5 protein-coding genes and 2 pseudogenes are annotated in these 17,074 nt (G+C 68.3%); 1 reads left to right on the top strand and 6 read right to left on the bottom strand.

Translation table 11 applies throughout. The features are described from left to right. Positions 1-3 precede the first annotated feature (3 nt). The 4 genes and pseudogenes from OVY01_RS04525 to OVY01_RS04510 all read right to left on the bottom strand — a co-directional run bounded on the left by OVY01_RS04525 (position 4) and on the right by OVY01_RS04510 (position 15,397). Positions 4-2,579 (bottom strand): annotated as a pseudogene (locus tag OVY01_RS04525) (penicillin acylase family protein). Beyond that, the gene (locus tag OVY01_RS04520) at positions 2,576-4,264 is read right to left on the bottom strand and encodes a cyclic peptide export ABC transporter (protein WP_267845958.1); all 1,689 of its coding nucleotides are present in this window, start codon (positions 4,262-4,264) and stop codon (positions 2,576-2,578) included. The pseudogene OVY01_RS04525 and the gene OVY01_RS04520 overlap by 4 nt, the downstream one beginning before the upstream one ends. A gap of 163 nt (positions 4,265-4,427) precedes the next feature. Then, the gene (locus OVY01_RS04515; protein ID WP_267845957.1) at positions 4,428-12,824 is read right to left on the bottom strand and encodes a non-ribosomal peptide synthetase; all 8,397 of its coding nucleotides are present in this window, start codon (positions 12,822-12,824) and stop codon (positions 4,428-4,430) included. An 8-nt stretch (positions 12,825-12,832) separates the two neighbouring features. Next, positions 12,833-15,397, bottom strand: a complete 2,565-nt coding sequence (locus tag OVY01_RS04510; protein WP_432422181.1) for an amino acid adenylation domain-containing protein — start codon at positions 15,395-15,397, stop codon at positions 12,833-12,835. Positions 15,398-15,422: 25 nt separating this feature from the next. Between OVY01_RS04510 and OVY01_RS04505 the strand changes: the two are divergent. Beyond that, a pseudogene (locus OVY01_RS04505) lies at positions 15,423-15,713 on the top strand (IS30 family transposase); the annotation flags it as partial. Here OVY01_RS04505 and OVY01_RS04500 read toward each other — a convergent pair. Further along, positions 15,697-16,077 carry a radical SAM protein gene (locus OVY01_RS04500; protein ID WP_267845955.1) on the bottom strand — a complete coding sequence of 127 codons (381 nt, stop codon included), beginning with the start codon at positions 16,075-16,077 and terminating at the stop codon, positions 15,697-15,699. The pseudogene OVY01_RS04505 and the gene OVY01_RS04500 overlap by 17 nt on opposite strands. A 265-nt stretch (positions 16,078-16,342) precedes the next feature. Continuing rightward, complete coding sequence (locus OVY01_RS04495) at positions 16,343-17,068, bottom strand: hypothetical protein (RefSeq protein ID WP_267845954.1); 726 nt, start codon at positions 17,066-17,068, stop codon at positions 16,343-16,345. Positions 17,069-17,074: the final 6 nt, after the last annotated feature.

The following is a 17,074-nucleotide window of genomic DNA, read 5'->3' as shown; positions in this document are numbered from 1 at the left end:
CGTTTATTGAGAAGGCACCACCCCGCGCGGGCCGGTCAGCACCGTTTCGGTCACGTTCGGCATGGCGGACAGCTCCCGCGCGGTGAACGGAAACCGCGACCATGCCTTGCGCGCGTAGGCGCGCGTCGCGACGCCGGCCTGCCCGGCGGTGGCATCCGCCACGCCCGTGCTCAGCAGGGTGTCCGCGTGCGGGCCGTCCGCGTCGAAGCTGACGACCTGCATATAGCTGTTGCCGTGCGCATCCCGATTCAGGGAATAGCCGTCGCGATCGAGCGGGTGCATCGCGCACGCGACGGTGAAATAGCCCTGCTGGTCGCACCCGCCGTACAGCGGCACTTTGTCCGCGCCGTGGCCGACATAGAGCAGATCGCCCCGCATCGTGTCCAGCGCGACGCCGTGGCGCTGCATGTTCAACACCGCTGCGGCCAGGGCGACGCCCAGCGCTCGCCCGGTGGCCGGACGCGTCATGTCGAAGCCCGCGGGCGTGGTCAGATCGAACGCCACCGCATGGTGCGCAAGATCGGGCAGGCGGACGGCGCGGATCCAGAACTCATCCCACAAATTGGCGCCGCGCGCGGCGACGTTGGCGGTGCCATCCCAATGACGCAGGACCTCGCAGGCAGGGGCGAGATCCACCGTCACCGGTTGCGGCAGGGCGGCGGCGTCCAGCGGATCCTGCGTCACGGTGACGGAGGACGCCCCGTCGCCGCGACATACGGCATCCACCAGCGGTTGCCGATACAGGCGCGCGGACATCGACTCGCTGGAGAGGACGGTGTGTTCGAGCGCGGCGCGCCCGACGCGAGCGCGTGACCCAGGCGGGTACGCAACGACTGCGGCGTACCGGTTTGCCCGGTCACCAGCGGGAAACCGGTCAACGGCGTCTGGGGATGCGTGAGCCAATAACTTCCGTTGAAATTGCCGACATAGTCGCGACGCAGCAGGCTGGGCATCGCGTCGACGGGAAGACGCCCCACCGCGCCCGCGCCGGGAAGGGTTTGCGCCGTCCAGTCGCAGGCGGCGCGCGACCCGTCGAGGAACGGCACGCCGGGCAGCCGGGCATCGACCATGCGACCGGCCGGCGTGGTGCACGCGGCCAGGGTCGTATCGTTCACCCCCGGCACGGCACCGATATCGCCAAACCAGACGCGGGCATCGTTGCGACCGATGGCGAAGGTATTGACCCAGGGCATCGCGACATCGCGCTTTTGAATGGCGATGAAATCATCGAGCGAGCGCGCCTGGTCCCAGTCGAGAAAATTCGCGAACGCGGCGCGGTTGCCCGCATTGACGTCGGACAGCGCGAACGCCTGCGTGCCGTTCCAGGCCAGCGCCGGCGACATGGGCGACAGGTCGACGATGGGGCCGAAACGCGAGCGGTACAGGGTGCGTGTGACCGGCGTGAGCGCGCCGGTGCCCGGGTCGCGCGCCTGCACGGTGATGCGCACGGCCTGCATCGCTTCCTCTTGGCCGTCGTAGCGGTAATGCGTCGGCTCGCCGGGCACCAGCGACAGCGCGAAAATGCCGAAGCGGCGCGCGCTGGATACGGTGTGCGTCCAGGCGATGTCCTGGTTGAAACCGATCATCACCAGGGGAACGCCCAGAAACGCGGCGCCGGCGACATCCAGCTGGCCCGGAATCGTCAGGTGCGCCTGATAAAAGCGATCGGGGCCGTGCCAGAACCAGTGTGGATTGCCAAAGAGCAGGCTGTGGCCATCTTGCGTCGCATCCGCGCCGAACGCCATGGCGTTGCTGCCGATGCCCGCGTGACCGCCGACAGCGAACGGCGCCACGCCGGAAGGCGCGCGCGCGCCCGTTTCCCGCAGCGCGATGCTCGCGTCAGGACGGTATGGCGCGGGCGACGCGGACGAGGACCGCGCGGCAGGCGATCGGGCGACAGGCCTTTGTGCCGCCGGCGGTTGCACGCCCGACGGTTGCCCGCTCGGCGGTTGCGCGGTTGCGATCTGCGCGAGAAACGGCATCGTGCCGCCCGCCAGATTCGCCGCGATGAAGCGGCGATAGACATCGCTCGCCGAGATGGGCTTGACCCATTCCCCGGCGGCGCAGGCGGCATGCGCGCCAGGGAAGCGCCCGCGCTTCAATTCCGAGATATACCGGTTGTAACCGTCCGCATAACCGGCGATCAGCGCTTGCTCGCGCGGCGGTTGCGCGGCGCGATAGGACGCGACGGCCGCGTCGTCGATCACCGAACGGAAGAAAAAGTCCGCATCGAGATTGCGCGGACGGCCGAACGTGGCTTCGGTGGCGGGCCGATTCTGCGGACCGAAATAGGCGGACCGTTCGCCGCGCCAGGTGACGAACGCGTCGGCCAGGGTGCATGCCGCGTCCTGTGCCTGCGCATAGCCATAGCCATAGCCCAGACTGCCCCAATCGTCGGCCCGGATATGCGGGACGCCGTCGGCGGTGCGATGAATGTCGACGCGATAGGGGCCGGCCGCGCGGTCGGCGGCGTGATTCGTGACGGAAGGCCCCGCGCACGCAGCCAGCGCCACCGCGGCGGCGCTGGCCGCCACGACGACGCCACGCGTCGCCACGGAACGTAAATTCAGAACGGTCATAGCGGAAGATCGATCGGGTGGGACGCGCCATGCGCAGCACGCGAGGACGACGGGGGCGGCCGCGGCGCCAGCGTTTGCCCGGCGCCCTCCTGCACGACCTGACCTTGGTCGAGTTTGATGAAACGGTCGGCGAGCGAGAAATACCGGTCGTCGTGCGTGATCACCAATACGGTCTTGCCCCTGGCTTTCAATTCAGGCAACAAGGTGCGGTAGAACACGTCCTTGAAGGTCGGATCCTGATCGGCCGCCCATTCGTCGAACACATAGAACGGCCGGTCTTCGAGATACGCGACCAGCAGGGCAAGCCGCTTGCGCTGGCCCTGCGACAACGCCGTCGTGGAAAAGCGGCCGTCGCGGATCGTCACTTTGTGCTGGAGTTGCAGCAGTTCCAGCAGTTGCTGCGCTTTCGCGTCGAGGCCCGCGATCTGCATGCCGTGCAGCTCGTCGAACAGGAAAAAATCGTTGAAGACCACCGCGAAGTGCTGGCGATAGCGATCGCGCCCGGCTTGCGTGACGCACTCGCCGTCGAGTCGCACCGTGCCGCTCTCGGGTATGTACAGGCCGACCAGCAGCTTGGCGAGCGTGGTCTTGCCGCTGCCGTTGCCGCCGATCAGGTAGACCACCTCCCCCGGAAAGAAGGCCAGATCGATGGGGCCCAGCGTGAATACTTCGTTTTCCTTTTCACGAAAATAGCTGTGCGTGACGGCTTCCAGCGCGATGCGCGAGAAAGCCCGCGCGGGCTCCGCTGGCACGACCTGCTCGGCGGGGAGATCGCGATTGAGTTGATGCACGCGCTCGAGCGCCACTTTCGCCGACCCGATCGACGGGATCGCCGAGAGCAAACCCTCGATCGGCATGATCAGATACAGGAAGACGACCGCATAACCCGATAGCACGCGCGTGGGCACCGGCTCGAATTGCGTGTACAGAAACAGCACGCAGCCGATGAAGGCCAGCAGAATCATGCTGCCCCAGCTCGCGGCGGCCGTATAGAGGACGTAGCCGCGCGTGCGTTGCGCGCGCACCGCCTCCACACTCGTGGCCAGCGAGCCGTCGACGAACGCGTCCTTGCGGCGGCGATGCAGCTTCAACTCCTTGGCGCCGTCGAACAGGGCACGAAAATCCTTGACCAGTTCGTCCTCGCGTCGGCGCGACCCGCGCAGATGGAACATCGCGCGGTTGTTCGCCCAGCGAAAACCGAGCGAGCCGACGAGTATCGTCAGCACCGCGAACAGCAATACCTGCCACGACAGATACCCGAGATACGCCAGGCACCCGACGACCACGGCGCTATTGGTGGCGAGCACCGGCAGGTTGAGAAACAGGACGACGATCGTGTCGAGATCCTGCGTGAGGACCGTCAGGGCCTTGGCCGAGCCCTGCCGCTCCAGGCTCTGATAGGACGTGTCGGTGACGTTGCGAATCGTCGTCATGCGCAACGCCGCCTTGCTGGCCTGGCCGAGCCGCACGAAAATCGTCTGCGACAGCGTGCGGGCCACCATCACCACCAGCGCGAGCGCGAGGAACCGCCACCCCAACGCGGCGAACCCGTCGGCGGGAGCGCCCAGCGCCTGGTTGATGACCGCGACCAGCCCCGCGTTGCTGAGGCCGCCTACGACGCCCGCCAGGAGCGCCAGCAGCAGCATCCCGCGCGATTGCCGGATCAGGTTGAGAAAAAGGGACATGACAATCCTTAAGTTCGTACGAACGGCGACGCTGCGCCGCGGGACCTCGGAAACGGACGTCCCGTACGGACACGGCGGCGCGCACGGGGGTTATAACGAATTTCGCGGATGGCGACAACGATCGGCGCGTCGACCGGCCTCCGCTCGCGCGGCGGACGCGCCTTCACAGCTGCGCCAGGATATCGCGCATTTCATCGGCCATGACCGCGTCCTGCGCCGCTGCCGGGCGCAACGCCCGGAGCGTGTCGGCCAGGGCATGCAACGGCTGGTTGCTCATCAGATCGGCAAGCGGCGCGTCGCATCCCAGCCGCGTGCGAATCGCCGATTGCACCTGCATGGCCGCGAGCGAATGCCCGCCCAGCGCAAAGAAGCGGTCCGTGCGACCGACCGGCGACGTTGCCAGCACCTGTTCCCATATCGCGGCAAGCGTCGTTTCGATTTCTCCCTGGGGACGTGTCGCAGGATCGGACGGCGCGGGCGGATCGACGGGCTCGGGCAGTGCGTGCCGGTCGATCTTGCCATTGGGGTTCAGCGGCAGCGCGTCCAGCACGATGACCGCCGAGGGCACCATGTAGTCGGGGAGCCGCTCGGCCACCCGCGTGCGCAACGTCGTGGCGGCGTCGGCCGCCGCGCCGCCGGACCTGTCCCGCGCCAGCGAGACGTAGGCGAGCAGGCGAAGACCGCCGGACGCGGCCCGGGTCACCACCGCCGCTTCGCGCACCTCGGGCTGGTGCAGCAGGCACGCTTCGATCTCGCCCGGTTCGATACGGAAACCCCGTATCTTGACCTGGTGATCGTTACGGCCGAGATACAGCAACTCCCCGTCCTCCCGCCAGCGCACGATATCGCCGGTGCGGTACAGACGCGCGCCAGCGATCACGTCGGGGGCCGCCGCGGCGCGCGGATCGGCGATGAAGCGCGACGCGGTGAGCCCGGGCCGATCGTGGTAGCCTCGCGCAAGGAGTGCGCCACCGATGCACAACTCGCCCACCGCACCCATCGGCGCCAGGTTCGATTGCGCGTCGAGGACGCAGACTGTCCGGCCGCCCAGCGGCCGTCCCAGCGGGACGCCGCCCGGCCACATCGACGCGGCCGCCGTGCCAGCCGTGCCAGCCGTGCCATTGGGCGTGCAGTCGAACGCGGTCGCTGTGACCGTCGCCTCGCTCGGGCCATAGGTATTGACCAGCGTGATGTGCCCGAGTCCGGCGGCGTGCCAGGCGCGCACGGCGTCGGCGGGCATGGCCTCGCCGCCCGCGTGCACCCGCCGCAACGTCGCGCAGGCCTGGCGCGCCCCGGGTTGCCCGGCGAAATCCTGCGCGAGGGCATGCCAGTACGCGGTGGTCAGATCCGCCACGGTGATGCGTTCGCGGGCCAGCTCGGCCTGGAACTGCGCACTGCTCCACAGGTCCGGGCCCCGCAAGACCAGCGTCGCGCCCACGCACAGGGTGGGAAACACCTGCTCGATGAAACCGTCGAAGTTGAACGTCGAGAACTGCAGGACGCGATCGTCGGACGTCACGTCGAACCAGCCGATGCCGAAGTCGGTGTGGCGGGCGAGCGCATCGTGCGTGATGCCCACGCCCTTGGGCTGTCCGGTTGAGCCGGAGGTGTAGATGAGATAGGCGAGCTGTTGGGGATGCGGCGGATGGGGGCCTTCGTCCGTTTCTCCGGCCGGCGCGGCGGTGCGGGTTTGTGCGATGGCGGTGACGTCCAGGGTGGTCACGCCCAGGCGCGCGAACGCGGCGCGAGCCGTCGTGCCTGTCCCCCTGTGCGTACCCGTCGCGTCCGTCGAGCGCGTCCCATCCCGCCCGTTCGTCGCATCCGCATCCGCCGTCAACGCCCATTTCATGCCGCTGTCCTGGATCATGAACGCCAGGCGCTCGTCCGGGTAGGACGGATCGAGCGGCACGTACGCGCCGCCGGCCTTGAGCACGCCCAGCACCGCGACGATCATGTCCAGGGACCGCGCCATCGCGATGCCCACACGGTCGTCCGCGCCGACCCCGGCCGCGCGCAGCGCGTCCGCGACCCGGGCGGCGCGGCATTCGAGCGTACGGTAGTCCAGCGACGCGCCGTCCAGCACCACCGCTTGCCGGTGCGGGCGCAACGCGGCCTGCGCGGCGATGCGGGTGCAAACGTCCGGCGCGACCGGCACGTCGACACCGCGGCCCCAGCGCGCGAGCAGCGCGCGTTCGGCGTCGGGCAGCATGTCCAGCGAGCCGAGCGTGGCCTGCGGATGCGCAACGAACGCATCGAGCAACATCGAGAGCTGCGCGGCGATCCGCTCGATCTGCGGCGCGTCGAACGTGTCCCGCGTGTAATCGAACGCGATGCGCAGACGCGCCTCGCCCGACGCGAGCGACCCGGATTCGGCTTGTGCGGCGTCGCCTCGCGCCGCGCGGTGCTGATGCTGCCCGGGGCCGCCGGCCTGCGCATGGGTGATCGACAGCGTCAACGCATAGCTGGTGCGGTCCTCGTTGCGCAGCCCGGAAAAATGCAGGTCCCGCGTACCCGTCGCGCTCAGGATCTCGTCGACGGGATAGTTCTCGAACACCAGCAGGCTGTCGAACAGCGCCTGCCCGCCCTCCAGCCCGGCCCACCGCTGGATGTCGTAGAGCGCGACGTGCTCGTGCTCCCGCGCCGCCACGCCCGCTTGCTGCAGGCGCGCGAGCCACGCCGCCACGCTCAGCGACGGCTGCGGCGCGCCGATCACGGGAATCGTGTTGATGAAAAGACCCACCATGCGCTCGACGCCGGCAAGCGTTTCCGGGCGGCCCGCGACGGTCGCGCCGAACGTGACGGTCCGCTGCCCGGTATAGCGCTGCAAGAGGATCAGCCACGCGGCCTGCACCAGCGTATTGAGCGTCACATGGTGCGACTGGGCGAAGCGGCTCAGCGCGGCGGTGCGCGCGGCGTTCCACGCGAGCGACACGGTGCCATGGGTGTGCGCTGCCTCGTCCGCGCCTTTTTTCGCCGGCGTGTTCGTTTTTCCGTGCGCGGTCCGGGCGGGCGGCAAGGCCGCGCCAAGCAGCGTCGGCCCATCGAGCAAGGCGACCTGTTCGCGCCACCACGCTTCGCTCGCGGCACCGGCGCCCGAAGCGAGATGCGCGATGAAGGCGCGATACCGCCCGGCCGGTTCGGTTGGTGCGCGGCCCTCATAGGTGGCAAGTACCTCGGCCAGCAGCTGCGCGGCGCTCCAGCCATCGATCAGCGCATGATGGAACGTCCATACGAAATGGTGGCGTGCCGCGCCGGTGCGCAGCAATGCGACCCGCCACAGCGGGGGCCGCGCCAAATCGAAGGGCTGGGCGAGCTGGTCCGCGGCGAAGCGTTCGAGCCGCGCCTCCCGCGTGCCGGGATCCGCCGCGCGCCAGTCTTCGGCGCGCAGCGGCAGGCTCACGGCGCGCGTCACCCATTGCCGCGGCGCATCGTCCAGCATCAGAAAGCCCGTGCGCAGGGCGTCGTGCCGGGACGCGGCGGATTCCCATGCCGCGACGAAGCGCGCGGCGTCGAGGCGGTCGATGTCGACGCGCAGCTGATTGACGTAGGCCCCGGATTGCCGCCCCAGCAAACTTTGGAACACGATGCCGGTCTGCATCGGCGAGAGCGGGTAGAGGTCCTGCACGGTTTCGAAGGGGATCGGCAACGCATCGAGCTGCGCCTGATCGAGCCCCGCGAGCGGGACGTCCGACGGCGTGAGGCCAGACGCGCCGCTTTCGCAGTGCGCGAGGATGCCGGACAATTCGGCGCGCAGATCCGCGGCCAGGGCGGCGAGTTCCGCGCTGCCGTACCGGTCCCCTCGCGGATGCGCGAGCGTCAGCGACAGCGCGCCGTCGCGCACCTGCGCGGCGATGTCCAGTACGTGGGTAGCGCGATTGCGCGCGCTCGACGCCGCGCCGCCGGTCTCGTCCGCCAGCCGCCAGATATCGCGCGCGGCAGCCGGCGCGGTGGCCGACGCGGTGGCCGGCGCGGTGGCCGACGCGGTGGCCGACATTCCCGCCGCGTCTGCCGTCATCCGGTCGAGCTGCCCCAGATAGTTGAAAAGCACCTCGGCATGCCCGACGTCGGCCAGCGCCTCGCGCTGCGCCGCCGTGCCCAGGTACTTCAGCATCCCGAAGCTCATGCCGCCATGGGGCACGGCGCGGCGCGCCTCCTTCACGCGCTTGAGTGCGGCGCCGATGTCGCCCATGGCCGCGAGCCGGAACGGATACACGGTCGTGAACCATCCGACGGTCCGGCTCAGATCGGCGGGACCGAAATGGCTCTCGCGTCCGTGGCCTTCGAGATCGATGCGCAATTCCGCGCGTTCGGCGAAACGGCACAGCGCGCGGCCGGTGGCCGCCAGCAACACGTCCACCAGGGCGAGCCGGTACGCGCGCGCCCCGCTCAGCTGCAAACGATGCGTCGTATCGCGGTCCAGCCGCACCGTGGCGTGGACCGGCGCATCGACCGGCGCATCGATCTGTCGCGCGCTCGGCGCGGCGTTGCCCACCGCACGCGCGGGCAACGCCGCGTCGAGCGCGCCGGTCGCCCGCCAGTACGCGGCGTCGGCCGCCAGCGCCGGGCTGCGCGCCGCGCGCTGCAACTGCCGCCCGAATGCCTGGTAAGACAGCGTGGGCGCGGGCAACGATGCCGCCGCGCCCGCACGCCGCCGCAGATAGACCTGCTGCACATCATCGAGCAGGATGCGCCACGACACGGTATCGACGACGAGATGATGCGCGGCGATGAACAAGCGCCAGCTGCCGTCGCTGACCGCGAGCGCCAACGCCCGGATCACCGGACCCTGGGTCAGATCGAGGCCGCGCTGCGCCACGTCGCAGTGCGCGTCGATCTCCTCCGGAGCCACGTCCGCGAGGAGCGGCAGCAGAGAAGCGTCCGAAGCGGATGCGGGGGATGCGGGGGATGCGGCCGCATGGTACTGTCGCCAGCCGGCGCCGCCCGGAAGGGCGCAATCGGGCGCGAACCGCAACTGCAGCGCGGGATGATGCGCGATGACTTCGCGCAGCGCGTATTCGAGCGCCGCGACGTCGGGCGCCGCGTCGAGGTGCAGCAGGACCGACTGGTTCCAGTGGTGGCGATCCGGAAACGGTTCGGCGAAAAACCACGCCTGGATCGGCAGCAACGGCACGGGCGCGGCACGGTCGATCGGTTCGTCGACCCCGTACCCGGTCGGCGCGTTGCTCTCCAAAGGCGTCGCGCACGCCGCCAATTGCGCGATGGTCTGCTGCTCGAAGATCTCGCGCGCGCTCACGCTCAGCCCGGCCCGCCGCGCCTGGGCGACGATTTGCAGGCTCATGATCGAATCGCCGCCGAGTTCGAAAAAGTTGTCGTGACGGCCGATGCGCTCGCGCCGCAGCAAACGCTGCCAGATCGCGGCCAATTGCGCTTCCACCGCCCCCTGGGGCCCGGCGTCGTCGACGGGCGGCGCCGCATCGGGCACGGGCAATGCCCGCCGGTCCACTTTCCCGTTGGGGCCGAGCGGCCAGTCGTCGAGCAGGACGATGGCGCAGGGCACCATGTAGTCGGGCAGGACGGCCGCGAGCGCCGCCCGTAGCGACGAAACGCTTGCCACCACGCCCGGCAAGGCGGTCGCATACGCGACCAGACGCCGTGCGCCCGGACCTTCCACCACCATGACGATGGCACCGCTCACGCCCGGTTGCGCGCGCAGGCGCGCCTCCACCTCGCCCGGCTCGATCCGGAAACCGCGAATCTTCACTTGCTGGTCCTGACGTCCGAGGTACAGCAACTCGCCGTCGGCACGCCAGCGCACGATGTCGCCGGTGCGGTACAGGCGCGCGCCGGGTACGCGCGAGAAAGGATCGGGGACGAACCGCTCGGCACTCTGCGCGGGCTGATCGAGATAGCCGCGGGCGAGTTCGAGGCCGCCCAGGTGCAATTCGCCCGGGACGCCGGGCGGCACCAGGTTGAGACGCGCGTCCAGCACCCACGCAGTGCGCGTTCCCACGGGCCGGCCGATGGGCATGACGGTCAGGGCCGCATTCGCCGCGTCGTCGCGCGCTTCCCATACCGTGGGGGTGATGACCGCCTCGGAGGGACCGTAGGCGTTGAACGCGCGTTGCGCCGCGAGCCGGGTGCGAACCGCCTCGAACCCGGCGGCGGACCACGCTTCGCCACCGACGATGCAGACGCGGACGTTCACGGCCCCGGGCGCGACCTCGCGCGCGAAGGCGTCGGCGTAAGCGGGCGGCAGATCGAGCACGGTGATGCCGTGCGTGCGGATTTCCTGCGTGAGGCGTTGTACCGACCACACTTCGTCATCGCGCAGCAGCAACGCGGCGCCGTGCATCAGGGGCATCAACAGTTGCTCGGCGGCCGCGTCGAAGCCGATCGAGGCAAAATGCAGGCAACGGTCTTGCGCCGTGATGCCATAGCGCGCACCGATGGCCGTGCAGTGCCGGGCCAGCGCGCCATGCGGAACCGCCACGCCCTTGGGCCGTCCCGTCGATCCGGAGGTGTGGACGATGTAGGCAAGGTTGTCCGCGCGTGTTTTCGGCGTGGCGGCGTGAGACGGATCGCATGCCGGATCATATGCCGGATCATATGCCGGATCGCATGCCGGATCGTTCGGCGCCGCCGCGGCGATATCGCGCGTATCGATCTCCAGCACGCGAACCGTCGTCGATGTCGGCAGACGCGGGCGGGCTGCCGCGTCCGTGAGCAGGAGCGGCGCGCCGCTTTCGGCGAGCATGAGGGCCAGGCGTTCGGTGGGATAGGCTGGGTCCAGCGGCACGTAGGCGCCACCCGCCTTCAGCACCGCGAGCAATGCGACGACCAGCGCCGGCGAGCGCGACAGCGCCAAACCGACCCGCACCTCGGGGCCCACGCCCGCGCGTCGCAACCGTGCCGCCAGTCGATTGGCGGCCGCGTCGAGTGTTCGGTAATCCCAACGCGCGTCGCCGTGTATCACGGCAAGCGCCGTCGGCGTTTGCGCGGCGCGCGCGGCGAAGACCTCGTGCACCAATGCCTGCGCCGGGGCCGGCACGGCATCCTGCTGCGCGATGTCCCGATCCGCGTCGTCCTGTCGCGCCGCGAACGTGCTCCATGCGCGCAACTGTTCGCGCTGCGCGGCATCGAGCAGTTCCACATCTCCCGCGCATTGCATCGTATCGTGCGAGAACGCCGCCAGCATGTTCAGGTAATGCGTGGCGAACCGCGCCATCGTCGTCGCCTCGAACAATTCCCGTGCGTAGATCAGCTCGACGTCGCATGCGCCCGCGGCGTCCTCCACCACGTTCAGCGTCAGTTCATAGGGGGCGGCGGCATCGGGCAGCGCGTGGCGCTCGACGCCCAGGCCGGGCAGGCCGTCAAGCGCGCGCCAGTCGCTGCGCTGGTGGTTGAACATTACCTGGAACAGCGGCGTGTGATCCAGACTGCGCTCGGGGCGCAGGGCGTCCACCAGCACGTCGAACGGCAGATCCTGATGCGCCTGCGCGCCCAGCGTCGCTTCGCGCGCACGCTCCAGCAAGGTCCCCAGCGTGTCGTGTCCCGTCACGCGCGCGCGCAGCACCTGCGTGTTGACGAAAAATCCGATCAACGGCTCGGTCTCCACCCGATGCCGGTTCGCCACCGGCACGCCCACCCGGATGTCGTCCTGTCCCGTGTAGCGGTGCAGCAGTGCCTGGAACGCGGCGAGCAGCACCATGAAGGGCGTCGCCGAACTCGCCTGCGCGCGCGCCCTGAGCGCCTGCGACAACCCCGCGGGCAGCCGCACCCGATGCCGCGCCGCACGGTACGACGCGCGCGCCTGGCGCGGCGCGTCGGTGGGCAGCGCGAGCACCGGATGCGTCTCGCCCAGCGTCGCGCGCCAGTACGCGAGCTGCCGCGTTTGCTCGCCCGCTTCCAGCCAGTCGCGCTGCCACGCCGCGTAGTCCGCGTACTGCACCGGCAAGGCCGCCACGCACGGCGCCCCGCCCGCGAGCGCGGCGCGATAGTGCGCCACCAGCTCCTCGAGCAGCACCTGGATCGACCAGCCGTCGGCCACGATGTGGTGCAGCGCCAGCGCCAGCAGGCAGCGCCCGCCGGCGCCCGCCGCGCTCGTCTCGTGATGCAGCGCCGCGCGCAGCAGCGGGCCCTGCTCCAGGTCGAAGGGCGTGTCCGCCCAGGCACGCGTCACCGGTTCGATCTGCGTCGGCGCGAGGCGCGCCTCGCGCCAGTCCAGCCGTCCGGCCGCATCGATCCATTGCTCGACCCGCCCCGCCTCGTTCGCCACGAAGCGCGTCCTCAATACTTCATGCCGCGCGACGATCGCTTCCAGGCTCGCGCGCAATGCCGGCGCGTCCACCGTGCCCGTCAGCCAGAGTCCGCCCGCGATGTGATACGCGCTGCTGTGCGGCGCCAACTGCCACAGGAACCACTGCCTTTGCTGTGCGTGGGAGGCCGGCGTGCCGACGCCGGCCGGCCGGTGGCGACGCACGATCGGCAACTGCGAACAGCTGACCCCCTGCTGCGTCATTTTTTCCCAGAACAGGCGACGTTTGTCGGGCGTCAACTCGCTGAACCGTTCGGCGATGCGCCGCGCTGTATCCTTTTCCATGACCGAATTCAAAGTGTATCCATAAAAAGATCCAGGCCCTGCAACACGGCATCGCCAGGCTGATCCGCACGCGCGCGCTCGATCGCGGCGGCGTGTCCGGCGAGCGTCGTCGCTTCGAAGAGCGCGGCGAGCGGCAGACCGACGCCCAGCTCCAGGCCGATGCGGGCGTTCAGACGCACCGCCAGCAGGGAATGCCCCCCGAGATCGAAGAAATCGTCGTGCCGTCCGATTTGCGCGACGCCCAGCAAGGCGCTCCAGATCGTGGCCAGTTGCGTTTCGACGCCGGGGCGCGGCGCTTCCCCGTCCGCGTCGCCCGCGACATCGCTCGCCGGCTCCGGCAGGGCGCGTCGATCGAGTTTGCCGTTCTCACCCAGCGGCAATGTGTCGAGTACCACGATGCGCCAGGGCACCATGTAGTCCGGCAGCGTGCCGGCGAGCCGCGCGCGCAGTGCCGCCGGTTCGGGCACGGCGCCGGTGACGTACGCCACCAGCCGCTCGCCGGATGTCGTCACCACCGCCTCCCGCACGCCGGGTTCCTGTCTCAGGACCGCCTCGATCTCGCCGGGTTCGATGCGCAGGCCGCGGATCTTCACCTGGTGATCGAGCCGGCCGAGATAGTCGAGCGCGCCGTCTTCGCGCCAGCGCACCAGGTCGCCCGTACGGTACAGGCGCGCTCCGCCGTCCCGCGAAAACGGGTCCGGCACGAAACGCTCGGCCGTCAGGGCGGGTTGCCGCAGATAGCCGCGCGCCAGCCCCGCACCGCCCAGATACAGCTCGCCCGGCACGCCCGGCGGCACCGGCGACAGCTGCGCATCGAGCACCCACGTTTGCGTGCGCGCGATCGGCCGGCCGATCGGCACCGGCCGGCCGGGTTCGTCGACGCAGGTCCAGGCGGTGACGTCGATGGCCGCTTCCGTCGGCCCGTACAGGTTGTATAACGCCACGCCCGGCAGGTCCCGAAACACGCGCCGCTGCAGATCCGCGGACAATGCCTCGCCGCTGCAGATCACCCGGGCGAGCGTGCCGGCGCACGCCGCGCCCGCGCCGCTGTCCATGAAGGCCTCCAGCATGGAGGGCACGAAATGCACGGTGCCGACCTGCTGCTCGCGAATGATGGCAGCAAGCCGCGACGGGTCGCGGTGCGCGCCGGGTTCCGCGAGCACGAGGCGGGCGCCCACCATCAGCGGCCAGAAGAACTCCCATACGGAGACGTCGAAGCCGAAAGGCGTTTTTTGCAGCACCGCCTCGCCGCGCCGCAGGTTATAGGCGTGCTGCATCCACGCCAGCCGGTTCCGCAAGGCGGCGTGGTGGTTGCCCACGCCTTTCGGACGGCCGGTGGAACCGGAGGTGTAGATGACGTACGCCAGGTTGGCGCCGTGCAGCGGCGGCGCGGGATCGCCGGCAGCGAACGCATCGGTCGCGATCGCATCGAGCGCGACGCACGGCGTGCCGTCGATCTCCGGCAAGCTCAGGCCGGATTGCCGCAGCACCAGCGCCGGCCGGCTGTCGGCGATCATGTAGGCGAGCCGATCGGCGGGATAGGCCGGATCGAGCGGCACATAGGCGGCGCCCGCCTTGACGATGGCACACAAGGCGATGACCAGTTCGAACGAACGTTCCGCGGCCACGCCCACGCGCGATTCGACGCCGATGCCCTGCGTGCCCAGCCAGTGCGCGAGCTGATTGGCCCGCGCGTTCAATTCGCCATAGCGCATCACCGCCGCGCCGCACACCAGTGCGATGTCCTCCGGATGACGGGCCGCGTGCCGCTCGAAATGCCGGAACACCGGTTCGCTGTCGGCACTGTCGACGCCGCCGGCGGGATGGCGGCTCCAGCCCGCGATCATGTCGGTCTCCGCGTCGTCCAGCAGGACGACGTCGTGCAACGGCCGGTTCAGCCCGCCATGCGCGTAAGCGCTCAGGCAGCGCTGGTAATGCCGCACGAAGCGCGCGATCGTCGCGTCGTGAAACAGTTCGCGCGCATACGTGACCTCGACGCTCAGCGTGCCATCGGTTTCCTCGCGCGTATCCAGCATCAACTCGAACTGCGCCAGGGGTTGCGGCAGGCGGTAGCGCTCGACGCGCAGGCCGGGCAGGCCGTCGAGGGCGCGCCAGTCGCTGCGCTGGTGGTTGAACATCACCTGGAACAGCGGCGTGTGATCCAGACTGCGCTCGGGGCGCAGGGCGTCCACCAGTGCGTCGAACGGCAGATCCTGATGCGCCTGCGCGCCCAGCGTCGCTTCGCGCGCACGCTCCAGCAAGGTCCCCAGCGTGTCGTGTCCCGTCACGCGCGCGCGCAGCACCTGCGTGTTGACGAAAAATCCGATCAATGGCTCGGTCTCCACCCGATGCCGGTTCGCCACCGGCACGCCCACCCGGATGTCGTCCTGTCCCGTGTAGCGGTGCAGCAGTGCCTGGAACGCGGCGAGCAGCACCATGAAGGGCGTCGCCGAACTCGCCTGCGCGCGCGCCCTGAGCGCCTGCGACAACCCCGCGGGCAGCCGCACCCGATGCCGCGCCGCACGGTACGACGCGCGCGCCTGGCGCGGCGCGTCGGTGGGCAGCGCGAGCACCGGATGCGTCTCGCCCAGCGTCGCGCGCCAGTNGGAGATGACCTGTCATGTCGAATTGGCCCGGCAATTGAACTTGGATATCTGGTTCGCTGATCCGTACGCGCCATGGCAACGCGGCAGCAATGAAAACACGAATGGTCTGCTACGTCAGTTCTTGCCCAAAGGGATCGACCTGTCGGGAGTGAGCCAGATGCAACTCAACGACATTGCCAGATTGCTCAATGGCCGTCCTCGTCAGACACTGGGCTGGAAAACCCCGGAAGAAGTCATGGCAATGGAGTTGGCCGCCGAAGGATTCGCTAACCGTTGCACTTGACTGTTGAGACCGCCCTGTAGTTGATCTCGGCGAGGCCCGCCTCCCTGAACGATTCGACCATGCGCTCAGCCACCTTCGGCGTCACAGCCCACGACGCGTTGGTCACCATGCGCGTCTCTAGCCCCTTGCTTGCGCAGAATGCAATCGCATCGAGCAGGTCGGATTTTAGCAGCGTCGGCTCCCCTCCCGCGAAAATCACCAGCCTTAATGGGCTACCATGTTCCAGAAGATTGGTGATCGTTTCAGAAATGGTGTCTAGGGAGAGCCGTCCGCGCCGCTCCGGCGACGAATTCATCAGGCAATGGCCGCACGCTGCCGTACATTGATTCGTCGTCAAAACAGTGAATTGACTGACATCGACCATCTCATTTACCTCTCAAAATAAGCAAGTCGGATTTTTCGAGTGTTCCGCGTGGCGCGAGCGGGACAAGCATGCTGCGCCACGTTATCACTTGGGTCTCTCGTGTTGAGTTTGCAGCCGTGCGCACGGCTTTCGACATGCCGGAAGCCGTAGGAACGCAACCGACAACGGCGAGACGCTATCGCCTACGGAGTTGGGCTGCCTGAATCATGCCTAGAACCGTCTCCCGGAGAGACCTCCACATACCGCCAGGCGTATCCCGATGCCATTAATGAAACAGATCGGCCTTCAGGAGCTGCCATTTGTTGCTGTCACATGCCACTGTCAGTTCGATCTTCAGGTTCTTGTACTGCGCCAGCACCGTGATGCGTTCCTCGCCGTGCGCTTCGAGCGGACGATACTTCCATGCCAGATGCTTGAGCAGCGCGGCACGGCGATATACGTTCAGCCCGCGATCTTGCAGCGTATCAGTGAGCTTTTCGCTCGATACATTCTCGCCGATATGTATCTGAACACTGCCGGCCGCTTCATCGTCCAAATTTGCCGAACCGAAGCCGAGCGAGTTCGAATTGGAAATCGCATTAGCATTTGAGATGGCATTGACATTGGCGGTCGCGTTGGCGTTGGCAACCACATTGGCATTTGCTACGGTGATTACGTTGACCACTGCAACAGCTGTTGCCGCAATTCCGCCATGTACGTCGTCGATCCAATCGTCGCCGGTATCGTCACCGGCGGCTCGCTGGCCGCGCGAAAAGTCCGAATTAATTGGTCCCATTATGGAACTGACGATCACACGCCTTGCCGTATCGGAAACATTTTCAAGATAATGGGATAGCATAATCTGCTCGCCATTCTGATCTATCGAAAAATCCAACACATTTTCGCGAATTGTCTTGACAGGATTTTTCCTGAAATCCGACAGAAGTGTCGGATTTCCAGCCAGGGAGTTTCTTAGGCTTAACGAGTTCTGGTAAAAACCAACCTGTTCCATGTTCTT

Origin of the sequence: Robbsia betulipollinis (genome assembly GCF_026624755.1) — a bacterium.
GTDB lineage: Bacteria > Pseudomonadota > Gammaproteobacteria > Burkholderiales > Burkholderiaceae > Robbsia > Robbsia betulipollinis.
This window is presented reverse-complemented; position numbering and strand designations above follow the sequence as displayed.